Here is a 15,819-nt window from a genome sequence, read left to right on the forward strand (position 1 = left end):
CAAGTCCAATGCGTCGCCGTTCCTCTTTCGATCAAACTTCGTCCAAAAGGCAACGCCGGTTCTATCCGCGGCAAACGCGGTCGAAGCCCGTTCCTGTGGAAGCCAGGCTACTTGGCGCAGCGGCGGCGCTTGGAGCTGTTGTGGGCTTGGGATCGATCGCGGCAAGCGGGGGCGGCCCCCAGCGCATTGCGTCAGCGGCACATTCCCTGGCTGTCACTGCCGGCGTGAGTCGAGCTCGCGCACCTCAGAGTGGAGACTACTGGTCTGGGTGCGATGCTGCTCGAGCGGCGGGTACCGCGCCGATCTACCGCGGAGAGCCAGGTTATCGAACTGAAATGGACGGGGACGATGACGGAATTGCCTGCGAGCCTTATCGAGGCAACTGAGGTTTCCAACTCACGCGGACGTGGCTGGCGCCCATCATGTGCTTCCCGTCGTGGGCAAAGCTGCGCGACTGTAGGCGACCGTCTCAAGACATTCATGCAAGAAGTGAAACGCGCTAAAACCAGTCGTTCACCTATTCAGCGTATGACTGAGCTATGACTGTGCTCAAAATCATCCTCTATATTTTTCTGCTTCTCCTTTTTATACCCAAGCGAGGATATCCGTGGGCGATAGGTGTAACGGTTCCCACCTATGCATGGTTATTCTGGATCATCAGCAGGCCTTTGCCAATAAGTGACGATTGGGGTGAGTTTGATCGATTTATAATTTCAATCGCATTGTTCTTAGGGATAGTCCCTGCATTTTTCCGCCTGCTACTGGGTCTACGGAAAGTCGAAAATTTACCTGAAAAAATCGATTGGAAACCCGCTCAGGCAAGCTGTCTATTCGTTCTAATTTGGGGCGTAGCGTGGTTGCTTACGCCCATCGTTCCCTCGTTTGTCGGAGCCGCGCCATGCGTTGCGGCCGCTATTCTTCTATCAGCACTGATGCTTGGCATAGCGAGGCTTATGCCGCACCATCGCGTGTTATTCATCACTTCCGGAACGGCGCTGATCACCGGAGCTATCGCAATTTTGATTTGGCCATTCGCTATTATAGAAGCGGCGGAGAAAAAGGCGGGGGGACGGCCATACTGCGTAGTGGTTGCAGACGGCAGTGACTATCGAACAGCAAAAAATCTGCTCGATCTTACACCGCTCATAATGCGAGGTCGCGAGACTGGAAAATCAGCAGCGAATTTTCATGGTCAATTATTGACATCGGGTGACATTAGCCGAAATTGGTCCTACGAACGTAGAGACTTTTTAGATAAATCAAGCGACCATAAACCGCCACACTGCCGAGCTGTGACTGGATTTGCACGGAATCTTGCATGGTTTTGATGTTCACTTTTGCCAAGGATATATCCGTAACCTTACGGTCCGTAATCTACCCAAGTCAGCCTATCCCGGATGCGCGAAAATTAGGCGACAGCCGCCGTCGGCCATGCGTTTTCTGTCGCGAGATGAGACACGGGCATCAGGGCGAGCGCTGCTTGTCCATCCTGCCCCCTCATGCCTAAAGTCTGTTCAAACAAGGCACTTGAGAGAGGTGCACGATGCCAGTTCCTCAACCAACACATTTTTCTCTGATGGGTGCGGATGTTTCGATTATTTTGGTGAATTTCGGCATCTGCCTAATAATATTCCCGAGCGTAGCTGGTTATATCGTTCAAAAGCACGCATTTATTTCAATACTGCTCATACTGACAGAAGCGTTGTTCCTTGTCGTGCTCGGACAAACGCAGGCTGCGCAGGTGACCGATGTCTGTTTGGATCAAATTCGGCTGGCCCAGAAACAAGGATACGAGATATTGGGTGGGAACATTCGATGCGTAGCATTCGAATTCTCAACCGCAAATTTCTTAAAATGGTGGGGTTATCTATTGCCCGGCTTTCTTGCTGGAATGGCAGTGTCGCTAATTAAGCAGAAGATTGCCGAGAAGAAAATGCGATAACAGGTCATCGTGCGCTAGCGAATTGCCGCTTTAACCTGTTTGCAAAGCTGATAGGTTATGATCGCATCATGAAGGCAATTTCAAACATGCTGTTGAGCGCCGCTGCATTAGCGGCAATGCTTGTAGCGATCCCGGCCCATGCATGCCGGATTTCGAGAGGGCCATTCAATCCGACGCTGGCGCGTTCGGACGTCATCATTGTGGGCCGGGTCGCAGGAATTCGACAAGACGTGCCCATTGTCGGCAAATGGTTCCGCGTCCGCGTGCAGGCCGTTCTGGCGGGTCAGTTCACCGAGGCGATATATGAAACTGGCTGGCCCATTAGCCCCGGCACTTGCGGTCCGCGTGGGCCGGATGTCGCCGAAGGCGAGCAGGTTGCCATTTATTTCGAGTACCGCGACGGACGCCCGATCGAGCAAGGCTGGATCAAGATACCTTCATAAATATTGTTGAACGACAATCAGGCCATAGCCGCCATGTCGACGGCTATGGATAGCCCGCCTCCTTTTGGCGGCGGACAGCCAGGATCGCTACCGTCTCGTCATCAAGGCGATAGAGGGCGACATAGCCGCTGTTGCCGAAGTCGATCAGCTTTTTCCGATACTCGGGGTCCATATCTTCCACCGGACGGCCTATGCCCGGTGATGCCGCCAGAATCCTGACCCCGGCCCGGATCGTCGCAACCGCGTGCGTTGCGGCGTCGGCATCCTTGGGCAAGAGCCAGCGATAGAGTCGCTGAACATTGGCTAACGCATTCGGCGTCCAGATCAGACGTGGCACTTAGGCGGCTCCGCATCCTCGCCCGCTTCGAGCTTCGCCAACCAAGCATCGGCTTCCTCAAGCGTCAGATGCAAGCCCGTCTGCTGATATTCGTGCCATGCCCGTATAGCGTCCTGTCGGAACGTCTCGCGTTTTTCCTCGCGTTCGACATACTGTGCGATAGCTTCGCGCATGATCCAATGCGAGCTGCGCCGCCGCACATCGGCAAGGTGCTGGACACGCCCCTTACGGGCATCATCGAGCTTTATTGATGTTGCCGCTGCCACAATGCGACCTCCGTAGCAAAAGGTATTACCTTGCGCTCAGGTGGCCTCTCTGGGCTGCGCCGTCCATCCCCAGCGCCAACAGTCTCGCCGAGATTAATGTGATTTCCGACACCCCGGATTTCCCGGTTCTCCATGTTCAAGGAACATTTCGAGAACTAACAATCGGGAACAGGCTTTGGGAAAGTGGTTTCCGCACCTGCGCGTCAAGGCAATCATCGTCCGCGATTTCTCGCTACGCGCTCCCAATCAGGAAGGCACAATGCCTAGCTGGTTCGGAGGCCCAGCCTCCACCCCAAGAGCCGTGTGAACTGCTCAGGATCGTCCAAGCGGAACGCGACACGCACGAAGGGCGCGCGCTTCTTCAGGAGCGAGCGACGATGCAGCGGGCGGCCCAACCGCAGCATGACGTTCGGCCAAGCGAGCAGCGCCGCGTTGAGGGTGGCCGGATCGCGGACATCGTCGCCGATGAACGCTCCGTCGATTGCGACGATCGCGTCGAACGGTACGAATTGGTCGATCAGGAAGCCGGCCCGTACCCGAATGCCTTCGGGCGTCAACAATACCGGCTTAAACCGGAAAGACTTGATGAGGCCGACCAGATACACGAACCCCACGTCGCTCAGGATGAACATGACGATCATACCGGTGCGACTCCAATGCCCAAGCAGCAGATGATAAACCGCGATCTCGATCGCCGACAGGATCAGCAGCGTCGCGCACATCGGGGTCAGGTGCTTATGGTAGGCAAAGGCTCGGGCGTTTGCCGGCACGTCGGCCGGGCCGCCCCAGCGGAACAACGCCATGTGGAGCACCGTCATTTCCGCCACGGCCAGTCGAACGAGTGCGGGCGGAAAGAACTCCGATGCGGCAGCCACCCATCGCTCCTCACGATCAATACCCTCTTGGTTCACGAGCCGCCTAGCTCGGGCCGTTGCCCAAGCGACATGACCCAGAACGACGGTCGCCATCGCCAACACCAAGATCGGCATTTCGAGTAGCGTGTCCCGTATTGCCGGGGGTGAACCCAGCCAGACGGTAAAGCTTGCCGCGGCCAGCACCGCCAGAATGGCGCTGCGCTCCGGCTTCCGCGATGATCGGGCAATGAGCGACAGCATCAGCGTGTCTGCGACGATCCAGAGGAACAGGAGTAGCGCCGGGAGAGGACGTGTCGTCGCTAGCGGCGTTCGCACCGCCATTCCGGCCAGCGCAACAATGACGAAGGGCGCTACTTTCGCGGCGATCTGCCGCCGATCGACGCCGTTACCAACTTGGGCTGTCATAACTCCCTCATTCGCTGGCTCGAATGACCGGATGCTGGTCTGGCGCAGCGTCAGAGCCGCATATAGGCTGCTGTTCGACCCGCTGCCAGCCTCCGTATCTTTTTGAAACATCGTTGTGGATGCATTTCGAGGATGCTTCTGCCGTTCCCGAAACTCGATCCTTTCCGGGAAAGAGGCGGTGTGACGGAAATCAGGACATTTCGGGTACCCAATACCGGAAATCCCTGTTGGCAACGCCGACCATTCGCCGCCATGCGGTTTCCGTCACAGCCATGTCCATTGAACATTCGTTTCGGGAAGCTGGTTGAGCTTGAGATCGCAACTGCTAGCATGGTGGCATGAGCAACGAGCCCCCCGCGCGATCCAGATAGCAGCCGCTTTAATCGACGACGATGCAGGCCGTTTGCTGTTGGTCCGCAAGGCAGGGACCGAGTGGTTCATGCAGGCCGGCGGTAAGATAGAGAACGGCGAGAGCCCTTTGAGTGCCCTCCGTCGCGAACTAAGCGAGGAGATCGGGCTGGTATTGGCCGATGACGATGCACGCTATCTCGGTCGCTATTCCGCACCCGCTGCCAACGAACCCGGGCATACCGTCGAGGCCGAGGTCTTTCATGTGCGGATGCAGCATGACCCGGCTACGCGGTCGGAAATTGAGGAGGCCGTATGGGTCGATCGCGTCACCGCTACGACGATGCCCTTGGCACCTTTGACCCGCAACTACATCCTGCCACTGTCCCGCACGCTCTGATCCGTCCTTCCCAATTCTCGATCCCATCGGGACAACTCGCGAGTGTCCAACAAACGGGCGGTTGCCGACATCTAGGCGGGATTCTGATTGTCGATATCCAGGCATCTGGGGCGATCAACCGGGCAGGCCACTCATCATGGCAATCTCATCCAGATCGACATCCCAGTCTGCACGGCTGGCGCAACAAATATGTGCCGTCGGCCGAATCTGGATGGGACCATCAAGGCAGCCAGCGGGAACCTTGAGCATTGCGCCGTCCATCTGAACATCAGGAAGCGCTGCCCCACACCCACGACAGAAGCTGCGCTGATGTCGGGTGCCGGGTAGCCGAAAAATTTTGACTTCATCCTCCCCCGCTTCCCAATGGATTGATGCATCAGACGCGAAGAGACTGGCGCCATGGGCCGTGCCGCTTCCCTTTCGGCACCGCGAGCAATGGCATAGAAAGAAGCTGTCGAAGGAGCCGTTGATCTTGAAGCGAACGGTTCCGCAAAGACAGGAGCCGGAAATGTTAGACTGGTTCGTGGATGCTTTGCACATGAGCTTTTTATTAGTGCTCATGATGGATCTGGTCCAGTGTCATGGCCGTAGCGTTTCCGACAAACAGGCGAGTGCCGCCGTCTGGCATGTGTTTGCCGTCGGGAATGCTCCCGATCCGGATGCGCCCAGGTTGCGGTCGTTAGAGGCTGCTGATCGCGCTATCCGAAGCTGCCGTAGCCGCCCACCGCTTCAACATCCACCGTCGCTCGGCGGTCTCAGATTCGACCTCGAAGCCTTCTCGTCGGTAGAAAGCATCGGCGGGATTTGTGGTAAGAACGCTCAGCTTGATAGGGATGCCTTTTGCGCATGCTTCCTTCGACTTCATTTCCAAGACAACAGCACCAATGCTCTGCCTCTGAAATGGAGCGTCGACATAGAGCTTGCCGATAAAAACATGATCGGGCTGCCAGATTTCGGCGATGCAGCCAACGGCAACACCATCGCGTTCTATTATATAATGGTTTGCGGGATCAAACGCCTCAATTGTCGCGCTTGGTCTCCAGCATCCCCAAAGCGCCTCTGCGTAAACACGCATACAAGTCTCCTCCAATCGAAGGAGATATCCGGCATCTGAGTTTGTAGCAGGCCGCAGGACGATACGCATCTTTAGCTCCGGCGGTTCAAATGGTCCGCCTTCAACGAAGGTGGGTAGCACATCCTCTCGCTTCCGAAACCAGATGGTCGCCTTTCCACGCGAAGCTCGCCATTCCCAGCCTCATGCACGACAATCAGGTGTTTCCGCCATCTTGCCAGTCGTGGGGACCAATGCGTTAGGTGGAATGCCGATGCCTTGATCTCTAGATCCACTTGCCTATGAAATGACGCCGTCCGCCGATGAATTCCGCGCGTGCAATGGTGTTAGCTTGCAGCCATGCTGCATTCGCCTCTCAATTGGAGTCGATCAATGAGTGGAGATAATACGCCCGTCGGCTTGGGTCGCTCGACACTGCACTTTATCTGAGGGAACGCGCCTCACTATGTTGGTGGCGTTGGAGCAACCTGTCGCCGCCATTTTCTATGGGACACGATAGAAGCGGCGATGAATACTCAGTCCGAGCTGATGGTTGCCGGTCCGTGCCAGAGAACCATAACGCAACTTGGCGAGACCGTCTTCGGCGTGGTTCGCTACATCGGCGACGGAAACAGTCTGTGCGTCGGTCCTGCCGGTCGACCGGCTCGCTGGATCGAAATCCGACTGGCGGACTTCAACGCGTCCGAACCGTGCGATCGCGGCGGGCGCGAGGCGAAGCGGCTGCCGGAAAGTCGCGTCATGAATCGCGTTCTGTTTTGCCGCGCCGGACGTCAGAGCTATGACCGGGTCGTCGCCGCCTGCCGCCTGGACGGACGACCGCTCAGCAACGCGCTGCGTGCCAGAGGCGGACAGGAGGACGGACGATGGGCGAAGTGAGGTTGAGCGCGACACCCAAGGGCAATGGCTATCAGGCCGCCGTCACCCTCCCGGACGGGGTTTCCATGAGTTCGGCCGAAACCTATCCGTCGATCGCCGAAGCCATCACCGCAGCGGCGACGGAGCTGCTGTCGATGCCTGAGCGGGTCACGGCGATTGAGAACGCGCCGTAGCCGCGAGCGATACGAGGGCCGCCAGAAGGGCGAGCGCGGTCAGCACCGCTCGCCGGGACCGGCCGCCGAGGACGCTTCCGCATGGAACGGCACAACCATCTAGTCGTGGCTGAAGCCGATCACGAGCGTCGGCGCCCGGATACGGTGGATTCCGTCGCTGATGTCGATCGTCAGATCAAGCTCGACCTGACGCGCCATGTCCCAGTCCATGTTCCGCAGCACGTCCTCGACCGCCGGATCGATGCCGTTCGTACCGAACGCGTTGTCCAACTCTCGGTTTAGCCCGCGGCACGTTTGACTTCTTTACCGAACGCAGCCTTATATTGCGAGACCAGCCGACGAGCCTCGCTCGTGGGTTGGGCAAAGAAGGTTGCGAACCGTATCCACTGTAGGGAGCCACACTACAAGATCAGAGCCGATCACGGCTGCGCACAGTCCTTGCTTCGGCAAGGAAAACGAGCAGTTTAGACGATCATGGCCGATCACAGCAGAACACGACAGCGCGAGAATTTGGGGAAACCGTGGGGACACCGGCGGATTTCCCCATGCTGACCGATTTGGCATGCCGGACGGCCAAGGGCGCAGCCAAGGCATACCAGTTAAGCGACGCGCGCGGGCTCTACCTTTACGTGCTGCCCTCGGGCTCGCGATCGTGGCGCATGAAGTATCGCTTCGCCAACAAGGAGAAGCGGCTGGCGTTCGGCCTATACCCGGAGATTTCGCTGAAGGAAGCGCGGGAGCGCTGCGACGACGCGCGCAGACTGCTTCGCGACGGGATCGATCCGGACGTGGACAAGAAGCAACGCGCCGCGATTCGGGTGGCCGAGGTGGTGAACACGCTCGAGACGGTGACGCGACGCTGGCACACGATGCAGGCGAAGCATTGGGCGCCACGCTACGGTCGGCAGGTACTCGAGCGATTCGAGAACGACGTTTTTCCGGCGCTCGGTTCCCTGCCGATTTCGCAGGTCACGGTACCGCTGGTGCTTGGGGTGCTGAAGACGGTTCAGGATCGCGGCGCGGTCGAGCTCGCACATCGGCTGCGACAGCACCTGTCGGACGTTTTCGCGATGGCGATCGCGAACGGCATCGCGACGACCGATCCCGCGGCGGGCGTCCGCAAGTCGCTCGAGAAGGTCGTGAAAGGTCGGCGCCCTGCTGTGCTCGAGGTTCCGGCCGCCCGGATCGTGCTGCGCCGCGTGGAGGACGAACAGTCCTACCCCTCGACAAAGCTGGCCTCGCGCCTGCTGGCGCTGACGGCGGCACGTCCGGGCGTTGTCCGGCTGGCCGAGCCACGCGAGTTCGAGGGGCTCGACGGACCGGAGCCGATCTGGCGCGTGCCATCCGCCAAAATGAAGCTGACCGCCGTCCAGAAGCGCGATGTGACCTACGAGTTCATCGTGCCGCTGTCGCGGCAGGCGGTCGACGTGGTGAAGGTCGCACTGGCGGTTTGCGGGGATCGGACGGTGCTGTTCCCCAGCACGACCGGAACGCCGATCAGCGATTCGACGCTGAGCAAGGTCTACCGACAGGCTGGCTATGCGGGTCGACACGTCCCGCATGGTTGGCGCTCGACATTCTCGACGGTGATGAACGCGCTCGCCGCAATCCACAATCGCGTCGGCGATCGCGAGATCATCGACCTGATGCTCGCGCATATGGCTGCCGGCGTCGAGCCCATTTACAACCGCTATGCGTATCTGCCGCGCCGGCGCGAGCTCGCGCAGGAGTGGGCAGATCTGCTGATGGAGGGGGCGGCGCCGGCGATCACCCTCTTCGATGGGGAGCGGGGCACCTCGGAGCGCAATTTGCGGCGTCGACGCGCGTAAGCGGCGGTGCGCGATGAGCGCATCGGACCCGACCACGGCGCGTCAGGCGCGCCAGTTGACCAAAAAGCTCGCAGCCGAGCTCTCGGGCAAACAGCGTGGCCCCGATCGCGAGGTGCGGCGCCATAGCTTTGACGAGGAAAAGCCAGAGGCGAAGCCCTGGCGGCCGATCGGCGATGGAACACGCGATGGCGCGCTCGGCTGGATCGACTGCATGCTCGAGGTCGCGCGCGACTTCGACGACCTGGAGCGGCGCAAGGGCGGTGGGCGGCCGCTTGGCGCGAACGGCTTGGCCGTGCTCGAGATCCTGCTTGGCCGACGCGGCCGCAAGCGGATCCCCATCGACTTCAAGACAGGGCGGCTCTTCCCCGCGATCGACACGATCGCCGAGGCGGCGAACCTGTGCCGCGTTACCGTGGTGCGTGCCCTGGCACGCCTGCGCGCTCACGGCTTCCTGCGTTGGGTACGTCGCTCGCGGAAGACCGGCAAGGATGGCGAATTCGGCCCGCAGCGCGAGCAGACGAGCAACGCCTATTATTTCGACCCGGGCGCGCTCCCGAAGACGGTGCGGCAGCGGCTGCTGCAGCTATGGGATCGCAAGCTGGCGGCGATCGGAAAAAGGTACGGCGCCCCGCCCCCTACGCCTGACAGCCCTCCCCAGCCCGCCTATTCGCCTCTTCGCAAAGCACTGTCGGAGATGCGTTCTTCTTTCGACAACGCGAGTTTACCAAGTTCACCCGCTATCCCGGCTCAGGGGTAAGGATGAGGAATGAGATCGCCTTTTAGCGATCTCATGCGCCAGTTTGATGCTCCCCCAGGCCGTGACGGCCCGCCCCACTCACCCGACCGCCAAGACCCGGCTGTCGGAGCGAGGCGGCTTGCGCCGCCCCGGGCTTGGCGTGGGGGAGGATCACGATCCGTGCCAAACGGGTTCGGCCGATCGTCCAGCCGCGCCGTCGATCAGGCGGCGATCAGATCCGCGGCCCAGCGCTCGAGGACCGCGCGGCGCGGCCCCAACTGCACGCTACGGTTGTATGCCGCCTCCACCTTCGCCTCGTGGCCGTCGTCGCGCTTCAGCGTGTGGCCGAGCGCCCGGTCAATCACCTCGCGTTCCGCCGGCATCGCTTCGTTCATCACCGTCGAGAACGTCGCGCGCCAGCCGTGCGGGACATGCCGCCCGGCGTAGCCGGCGCGATCGTACAGGTCGCCGATCGCGCCCTCGGCGAATGGCAAATCGCCGCGCGCGCCGGGAAAGATGAGCTCGCCGCCGTTACCAATGGCACGCGTCGCGCGCAGGACTTCCACCGCCGCCGGCGCGAGCGGTACCAGATGATCGAATGCCGCGTCGGCCTTCTTGATCCGCGCCAGCTTCATGCGCGCCGCCGGCACGCGCCACACCGGCGCCGGCCCGTCGAGATCCTCGATCTCGGCCCAGCGCGCGCCGCGCAGCGCGTTCAGGCGCACAGCCGTCAGGGCGAGGAACCGTGAGGCAAGCCGCACGATCGGGCGGCCGGCCGCGCGATCGCTGGCAGCGAGCAGCGCGCGCGCCTCGACGATCGTCAGCAGCGCGGGCTGGCGGCGCCGGCGCGGCACGGCCGCCAGCGCGGCGGCGACCGGCTTCGCCGGATTGGCGGTGGCCTGGTCGTGTGAGATAGCGAAGGCGAAGATCGCTTCGATGCGCTGGCGCAGGCGGCGCGCGGTTTCGATCCGGCCGCGCGCCTCGACGACTTCCAAGAGCTCGCGCACGTCGGAAGCGCTGATTTCGTCGCAGGGGAGCGCGCCGACAGCTGCGAACACGTCGCGCTCGAGGCTGGCGAGCACGTCAACCGCGTGGCGATCGGTCCAGCCGGACAGGCGGCGCGCGTGCCAGGAGCGCGCGATCCGCTCGAATGACATCAGCGATGCCGCGGCCGCCGCCGGCGACGCGGGCTTGATGCCGCGCGCGATCTGCTCGCGCGCCACCTCGAGGTGGCCGCGCGCCGCGTTGAGCGAAATCTCGGGATAGCAGCCGATCGTCAGTAACTGTTCGGCGCCTGCGAGCCGATACTTGAGCCGCCACGTCGCGCGGCCGCTGGTCGCAACGTGCAGGTGCAGCCCGCGCTCGTCGAACATTTTATACGCGCGCGTACGCGGCCGCGCGGCTTTCACCGCTGCGCTGGTCAGCATGGACATTCACTCTCACTTGGGGGATTTAAGCCGCGCAACGGGAGACGCGGGATGTCGGATCAGGATTACGTTCGAGCGGTGGCGCTGGTTCGCGCGGTCGAATTAGCGCATAAGCGGGGCGCTACTGTCTCAGCGATGGTCGCAGGATTAGGCCCGAAAGCCTTCATGATTTCGGCGGCTGACATAGACGGTCAACTTGTCTGCCTCACGGGCTACGCCAGTCGTCATTACATCAATCCGAGCGCATTCCTCGGGATTGTCACTTCGGAACCGCTAGATTCTAAAACGGACTAGGACGGCGGCGACCCGTTACCAAAAGCGAAGGTGTAATCATGGCCTGGACTACGCTTGAATTCCAGCCGGACGAGTACAATGCTGCCGCCCGCCTCTTGGCTCGGACAGCGTTCCCGGTATCCACGCTGGAGGGCCTTCACGCGCTTGACGTCATAAACAACTGGAGATCGGCGCACGCCTATCCCCTGAACACCTTCCAAATCACTCTCCGAAATCGGGCGAGAAAATTTGAGAAATCTGTAACAGTTGCGCAACGCGCGAAGCGTCTGGACTCTATCCACCGGAAACTTATTTCCAAGAAGACGATGCGCCTTACTCAGATGCAGGACATTGCTGGGTGCCGCGCGATCTTCACTCGCCTTACGAGCGTCTATAGACTCGCGGAATTCTACAAGACAAAAGATTTCGATCACAAGTTTCGCAATGAGAAAGATTATATCGAGAACCCGAAGCCTGACGGATATCGTTCGTATCACCTAGTTTATGAGTATGTTGGCACTGACGCGACAGCGGAATACAGCGGCCTTCGAGTTGAAATTCAAATTAGAACCCAAATGCAACATTCTTGGGCGACTGCTGTCGAAGCGGTTGGCTTGTTCACGCGACAAGCTCTAAAATCCAATCAGGGTGACGAAGACTGGCTGCGGTTTTTTGCATTGATGAGTTCGGCTATCGCGGCGATCGAGAGGACCCCTAGCGTGCCCGGCGCCCCTATCGCGAAGGTCGAACTCGTGAACGAAATACAGCGACTTTCGCAAAAGTTGCGGGCAAAGGATATGTTGCGGGCATATAATACAACTCTTGAAACAATTGGAGCGGCGAAGGACGCGAAGTACTTCATTATAGAAGTAGATCCCGAAGAAGGAAAAACCACGCTGCGACGCTTCAAGGCGAAGGAGTCATCTTCTGCAAATTTACGCTACACGGAACTTGAGAGTAAAATTCCAGAAGGATCGCGACGACAGGTCGTTTTGGTTTCCGCCTCTGATATTGCAGCCCTTAAAAAGGCTTACCCAAACTATTTTCTGGATACCGCTTTGTTCTCCCGCTTAGTTGATCGCGTCTTGACGGGCGACTTTCCGGAGCCGCTTGTTGAAGAGGTTTAAGGCGAAGTGAATTAATTAGAGGGTCGGATTACCGGTTTGCGCGGCGGACAATCCCTCCGCCGCGTCGGGCTAGGAATGACCGTTTTCCGCGCCTTACAGGCGGGTATCGACCAGGGGCATACCCCAGCCGATACCCCATATCGCCCGCCTAGAGCATTTTTCGATCAAAAAGCATCATATCCGCAGTGAGCGAAGTAATTTTTGCACTCTGCCGGGGTGAATTCGTCGATAGATTGACCGATAATGCGCCAGAGTTCATCAACCGTTCTGGCGGCGGCTTTGCGTAGCAAGGTCTTGAGTTTCGAGAAGGCGTTCTCGATCGGATTGAAATCGGGCGAATACGGCGGAAGAAACAAGAGCGTGGCGCCGGCGGCCTCGACGGCCTTACGCACCTCATCGCCCTTGTGAGCGGGCAGATTGTCGAGAATGACGACGTCGCCACGGTGGAGCGTGGGCACAAGCACCTGCTGGGTATAGGCGAGAAACCATTCGCCGGTCATCGGTCCGTCAAGCACCATCGGCGCGGTCATCCCCAAAGTCGTTAGGGCGCCGACGAATGTGGTGGTCTTCCAATGGCCGTGGGGGATGGAGGCACGTAGGCGTTCGCCTCGCGGCGCACGTCCATGCAGACGGGCCATCTTCGTATTGGCCGAGGTTTCGTCGATGAACACCAGCGTGTGCGGATCGAGATCGGGCTGACCCTCGAACCAGGCCTCGCGCCGTATCAAGACGTCGGGGCGATCCTGCTCGGTCGCATGCCCGGACTTTTTTTAAGCGTGATCTGCCGCCGCTCGAAAAAGCGCCACAGGCCTGCCACGCTCACCGCTATCCCTTGCCCGGCAAGCGAGTTCCGCAGATCCACAAGTGTGATGTCCGGTGTTCTGGCCAGTTCTCCCAGGATCGTATCGGCATGGCCCTCGATCCGCTTCGATCGGCGGTCGCCCCCTTGTCGCTGCGGGGCGACGTCATCTCTGGCCTTCGAAAGCGCATGCCACCGGATGGCGCTCGACGCGCTGATGCCGAACCGCTTCGCAGCCTGCCGGCACGACGCGCCAGCCTCGATCGCCGCGATTACCCGCTTGCGTAGATCAACCGACAACGCCCTGGGCATGTATCAACCTCCTTGATCGGAGGTCGCACTGAATCAGATCGCAACGGCTTTGGGAATCGCCCGCGATTCAATCAGGTCGATTTATGCTCTAGTTGCGGACGATGAGCTCGCCGGCGCGCAAGCCGCGCCCGGCGCTTGCCGAGCCGACGGTGTAGGTCGTCTCGATGTCCGAGAGGTTAAAGCGTGCGAACACGGCGCGCGCGCCGGGCGTGTCGTTGATGGAGAGAATGAACCGGCCGGCGATGCCGGCGAGCTGCTCGGCCAGGCGCTCGAAATCCGCTCGCTCGAAACCGTCGCCGTAGTCTCGCTCGCAGTTCCAATACGGGGGATCGAGGTAGAACAGCGTGTCGGCAGCGTCGTAGCGCCGGATCACATCGGCATAGGGCAAGCACTCGATCGTCACGCCGGCGAGCCGCTCGTGGATTTCCGGGAGATACTCGCGGAGCTTGATCACGTCGAAGCGGCCGGGCGAACGGGTCACGCCGAAATTGCGGCCTGTCACCTTCCCGCCGAAGGCGAGCTTCTGAAGGTAGAGGAATCGCGCTGCGCGTTCGAGATCGGTGAGCGTGTCCGGGTTGACCGCCATCAGCCGCTCGAAATCGGCCCGGCTGGTGAGCTGCCACTTCAGGGTGTCGATAAACGCCTCGTAGTGGCGCTGCAGGATTCGGAAGAGCGTGGCGACGTCGCGCGAGAGATCGTTGATCACTTCGACGGGCGCTGCCTGGTGGCGCTTGAGGAATATCCCGCCCATGCCGACAAACGGCTCGACATAGGTCCGGTGTGGTGTCTCGCCGATCAACCCGACTAGGTGCCGGGCCAGATTACGCTTGCCGCCCAGATATGGCGCGGGGGTTCGCACAGCGATGCTGCTCATTCGTGTCTTCGTCCTTTGGGGTGAAGCACGTCGGCTACGCGCGCAGGTGGGCGCCGATCGGATCGATCGGCGTGCCGCGACAGGGTCGCGGTTCTCGGTGGCGCCGTCGGCGCCGAAATCAGGAAGTGGCTTCGGGGGAACACTGGGCCGGTACCCGGCGGCTTCACCGCCTGGTACCGGGCGGTTAGCCGCGCAGAGACAGGCAACTGCGCCCTACGTATTCCCCCGAAAGGTCTTCTATTTCGCAGGCCACCCGGCGAACCGGTGACCTGTCTGACCGCGCGCGCGCGGGTTCGACCTTTCGGCTACGACCGATCGAACGGCTGACCTATGCCAGCGCTTTTGCGGCGCGTCGAGGGTGGTTCAGCGCGCCGCGCAGTTCGCCGGCGCGACGCCGGTCTCGAAGATTGCATGCGTGCATGCATCCTGAAGCTTGTTCGCGCCGGCGCGGGCATTGGCGCGCGTTACCGCGGCGATCGCCTCGCCGAATCGCGTCAGCACCGTGTCGAGCCACCCCTTGTCGACCTGGACGAACACGCCGGTCTCCGGATGGCCGATCGGCTTCAAGCGCTCGGTGGCGGTGAGCTCAGCGCTGCGGGTCGGCAGCGTCGGCCGCTCGGTTCGCGCCATCGATGAGGGCGTCGAGGGTCGCTGACAGGTTGCCGCTGTCAACACGAGCGGGAGCAGCGCCAGCAGGCGCGGGCGGAATGGCATCGATCGCATGGTGCATATCCTCGATCTTGGATTGGGCGAACGCGGTTGCGTCCTGGTTGGTGCGCGCGGCGGCCGCGCCGATCGCGCCGGCGGCCGTCTGTGCGGCGCGCTCGTCATGGCGCGCATCGGTGACGGCGGCATTGTGATCGAGCACGACCTTGGCGGTGACCTTGGCCGCGCCGCTCGCCTCGCCTCGACCATAGATCCAGCCGTAGACGCCGGCGAGCAGCACCAGGACGATGGCGACGTCGATCGCGATCGAGATCGGTTTGCTGAGCCATGCCGGCGCAGCTCGGCCGAGCAGCCGGAGTGCGAGCGCGGCGATCATGCCTTCGGCTCCGCCGCCGGCGCCTGGCGCCACAGCCGCACGACGATCGGCAGAACGGCCGCGACCAGGCCGACGATCGGCGGTACCGCTGGGCGAAGCTCGGCGGGCAGCACGTCGAGCGTCTGCTGGATGATGCCCGGGTTGGCGACGATCGTGGTGACGATCACGCCGCCGGCGAGCGCCAGGCGCGCCGAGGCGAGCTTCCACCAGCGCTTCGCGTCATCGATGAGCCAGCGCGACAGGTCGATCTTGAGCATGGTCGT

General features: G+C 60.9%; 22 protein-coding genes. 10 read left to right on the top strand and 12 right to left on the bottom strand.

What is annotated here, in order from left to right; genetic code table 11:
* The first annotated feature begins 8 nt into the window (after positions 1–8).
* The 4 genes from J0A91_RS19155 to J0A91_RS19170 all read left to right on the top strand — a co-directional run bounded on the left by J0A91_RS19155 (position 9) and on the right by J0A91_RS19170 (position 2,385).
* Entirely contained in the window at positions 9–386 is a 378-nt protein-coding gene (locus J0A91_RS19155; protein ID WP_083224791.1) for an excalibur calcium-binding domain-containing protein, read from the top strand.
* 153 nt (positions 387–539) lie between these two features.
* Positions 540–1,328, top strand: coding sequence for a hypothetical protein (locus tag J0A91_RS19160; protein WP_150126980.1), 789 nt, complete (start codon positions 540–542; stop codon positions 1,326–1,328).
* Positions 1,329–1,543: 215 nt separating this feature from the next.
* Entirely contained in the window at positions 1,544–1,942 is a 399-nt protein-coding gene (locus J0A91_RS19165) for a hypothetical protein (protein ID WP_150126981.1), read from the top strand.
* A gap of 68 nt (positions 1,943–2,010) precedes the next feature.
* Entirely contained in the window at positions 2,011–2,385 is a 375-nt protein-coding gene (locus tag J0A91_RS19170; protein ID WP_150126982.1) for a hypothetical protein, read from the top strand.
* Between the two features lie 43 nt (positions 2,386–2,428).
* On the opposite strand, the gene J0A91_RS19175 is transcribed toward J0A91_RS19170, so the two are convergent.
* The 3 genes from J0A91_RS19175 to J0A91_RS19185 all read right to left on the bottom strand — a co-directional run bounded on the left by J0A91_RS19175 (position 2,429) and on the right by J0A91_RS19185 (position 4,268).
* A complete protein-coding gene (locus tag J0A91_RS19175; RefSeq protein ID WP_069206233.1) occupies positions 2,429–2,722 on the bottom strand; it encodes a type II toxin-antitoxin system RelE/ParE family toxin in 294 nt (97 codons plus the stop codon).
* Positions 2,710–2,988: a CopG family ribbon-helix-helix protein gene (locus J0A91_RS19180; protein WP_083224792.1), complete on the bottom strand. Its 279-nt coding sequence runs from the start codon at positions 2,986–2,988 to the stop codon at positions 2,710–2,712. Before J0A91_RS19180 ends, J0A91_RS19175 begins: the two co-directional genes overlap by 13 nt.
* A gap of 263 nt (positions 2,989–3,251) precedes the next feature.
* On the bottom strand, positions 3,252–4,268 hold the full coding sequence (locus tag J0A91_RS19185) for a hypothetical protein (protein WP_069207493.1): 1,017 nt from the start codon (positions 4,266–4,268) through the stop codon (positions 3,252–3,254).
* 310 nt (positions 4,269–4,578) lie between these two features.
* Between J0A91_RS19185 and J0A91_RS19190 the strand changes: the two genes are divergently transcribed.
* Positions 4,579–5,016 (top strand): NUDIX hydrolase, encoded by a 438-nt coding sequence (locus J0A91_RS19190; RefSeq protein WP_276204585.1) that lies wholly within the window; start codon positions 4,579–4,581, stop codon positions 5,014–5,016.
* A gap of 114 nt (positions 5,017–5,130) precedes the next feature.
* On the opposite strand, the gene J0A91_RS25270 is transcribed toward J0A91_RS19190, so the two are convergent.
* Both J0A91_RS25270 and J0A91_RS25275 read right to left on the bottom strand, forming a co-directional pair.
* Entirely contained in the window at positions 5,131–5,577 is a 447-nt protein-coding gene (locus J0A91_RS25270; protein WP_206364929.1) for a GFA family protein, read from the bottom strand.
* A 118-nt stretch (positions 5,578–5,695) separates the two neighbouring features.
* Positions 5,696–6,160 carry a GNAT family N-acetyltransferase gene (locus tag J0A91_RS25275; RefSeq protein WP_083224793.1) on the bottom strand — a complete coding sequence of 155 codons (465 nt, stop codon included), beginning with the start codon at positions 6,158–6,160 and terminating at the stop codon, positions 5,696–5,698.
* Positions 6,161–6,673: 513 nt separating this feature from the next.
* Here J0A91_RS25275 and J0A91_RS19205 point away from each other — a divergent pair.
* On the top strand, positions 6,674–6,964 hold the full coding sequence (locus J0A91_RS19205) for a hypothetical protein (protein ID WP_206364930.1): 291 nt from the start codon (positions 6,674–6,676) through the stop codon (positions 6,962–6,964).
* A complete protein-coding gene (locus J0A91_RS19210; RefSeq protein ID WP_069206237.1) occupies positions 6,952–7,137 on the top strand; it encodes a hypothetical protein in 186 nt (61 codons plus the stop codon). The genes J0A91_RS19205 and J0A91_RS19210 overlap by 13 nt, the downstream gene beginning before the upstream one ends.
* A 99-nt stretch (positions 7,138–7,236) precedes the next feature.
* Here J0A91_RS19210 and J0A91_RS19215 read toward each other — a convergent pair whose 3' ends face one another.
* Complete coding sequence (locus J0A91_RS19215; protein ID WP_169833170.1) at positions 7,237–7,407, bottom strand: hypothetical protein; 171 nt, start codon at positions 7,405–7,407, stop codon at positions 7,237–7,239.
* 275 nt (positions 7,408–7,682) lie between these two features.
* On the opposite strand from J0A91_RS19215, the gene J0A91_RS19220 reads away from it, so the two are divergent.
* Together J0A91_RS19220 and J0A91_RS19225 are read left to right on the top strand one after the other, a co-directional pair.
* Positions 7,683–8,966 (top strand): tyrosine-type recombinase/integrase, encoded by a 1,284-nt coding sequence (locus tag J0A91_RS19220; protein ID WP_069206238.1) that lies wholly within the window; start codon positions 7,683–7,685, stop codon positions 8,964–8,966.
* A 13-nt stretch (positions 8,967–8,979) separates the two neighbouring features.
* Positions 8,980–9,723, top strand: coding sequence for a helix-turn-helix domain-containing protein (locus J0A91_RS19225; RefSeq protein WP_083224794.1), 744 nt, complete (start codon positions 8,980–8,982; stop codon positions 9,721–9,723).
* 200 nt (positions 9,724–9,923) lie between these two features.
* On the opposite strand, the gene J0A91_RS19230 is transcribed toward J0A91_RS19225, so the two are convergent.
* Positions 9,924–11,135, bottom strand: a complete 1,212-nt coding sequence (locus tag J0A91_RS19230) for a tyrosine-type recombinase/integrase (protein WP_240502089.1) — start codon at positions 11,133–11,135, stop codon at positions 9,924–9,926.
* 326 nt (positions 11,136–11,461) lie between these two features.
* Here J0A91_RS19230 and J0A91_RS19235 point away from each other — a divergent pair, with 326 nt between their 5' ends.
* A complete protein-coding gene (locus J0A91_RS19235; RefSeq protein ID WP_069206241.1) occupies positions 11,462–12,529 on the top strand; it encodes a RelA/SpoT domain-containing protein in 1,068 nt (355 codons plus the stop codon).
* 164 nt (positions 12,530–12,693) lie between these two features.
* Here the strand turns inward: J0A91_RS19235 and J0A91_RS19240 are convergent.
* From J0A91_RS19240 to J0A91_RS19260, 5 genes are all read right to left on the bottom strand, one after another.
* Positions 12,694–13,640 (bottom strand): IS630 family transposase gene (locus tag J0A91_RS19240; RefSeq protein WP_150126793.1). Its coding sequence is split into 2 segments (ribosomal slippage): positions 12,694–13,295 and positions 13,295–13,640, totalling 948 coding nucleotides; the frame shifts between segments, so codons are not numbered across the junction.
* Positions 13,641–13,728: 88 nt separating this feature from the next.
* Complete coding sequence (locus J0A91_RS19245; RefSeq protein ID WP_069206242.1) at positions 13,729–14,514, bottom strand: DNA adenine methylase; 786 nt, start codon at positions 14,512–14,514, stop codon at positions 13,729–13,731.
* A gap of 363 nt (positions 14,515–14,877) precedes the next feature.
* Positions 14,878–15,144: a hypothetical protein gene (locus J0A91_RS19250; RefSeq protein WP_069206243.1), complete on the bottom strand. Its 267-nt coding sequence runs from the start codon at positions 15,142–15,144 to the stop codon at positions 14,878–14,880.
* Positions 15,101–15,556, bottom strand: a complete 456-nt coding sequence (locus J0A91_RS19255; protein WP_150126983.1) for a hypothetical protein — start codon at positions 15,554–15,556, stop codon at positions 15,101–15,103. Before J0A91_RS19255 ends, J0A91_RS19250 begins: the two co-directional genes overlap by 44 nt.
* Entirely contained in the window at positions 15,553–15,813 is a 261-nt protein-coding gene (locus J0A91_RS19260; RefSeq protein WP_150126984.1) for a DUF7940 domain-containing protein, read from the bottom strand. The genes J0A91_RS19255 and J0A91_RS19260 overlap by 4 nt, the downstream gene beginning before the upstream one ends.
* Positions 15,814–15,819 lie beyond the last annotated feature (6 nt).

Origin of the sequence: Sphingomonas panacis (assembly GCF_001717955.1) — a bacterium.
Taxonomy (GTDB): Bacteria; Pseudomonadota; Alphaproteobacteria; order Sphingomonadales; family Sphingomonadaceae; genus Sphingomonas; species Sphingomonas panacis.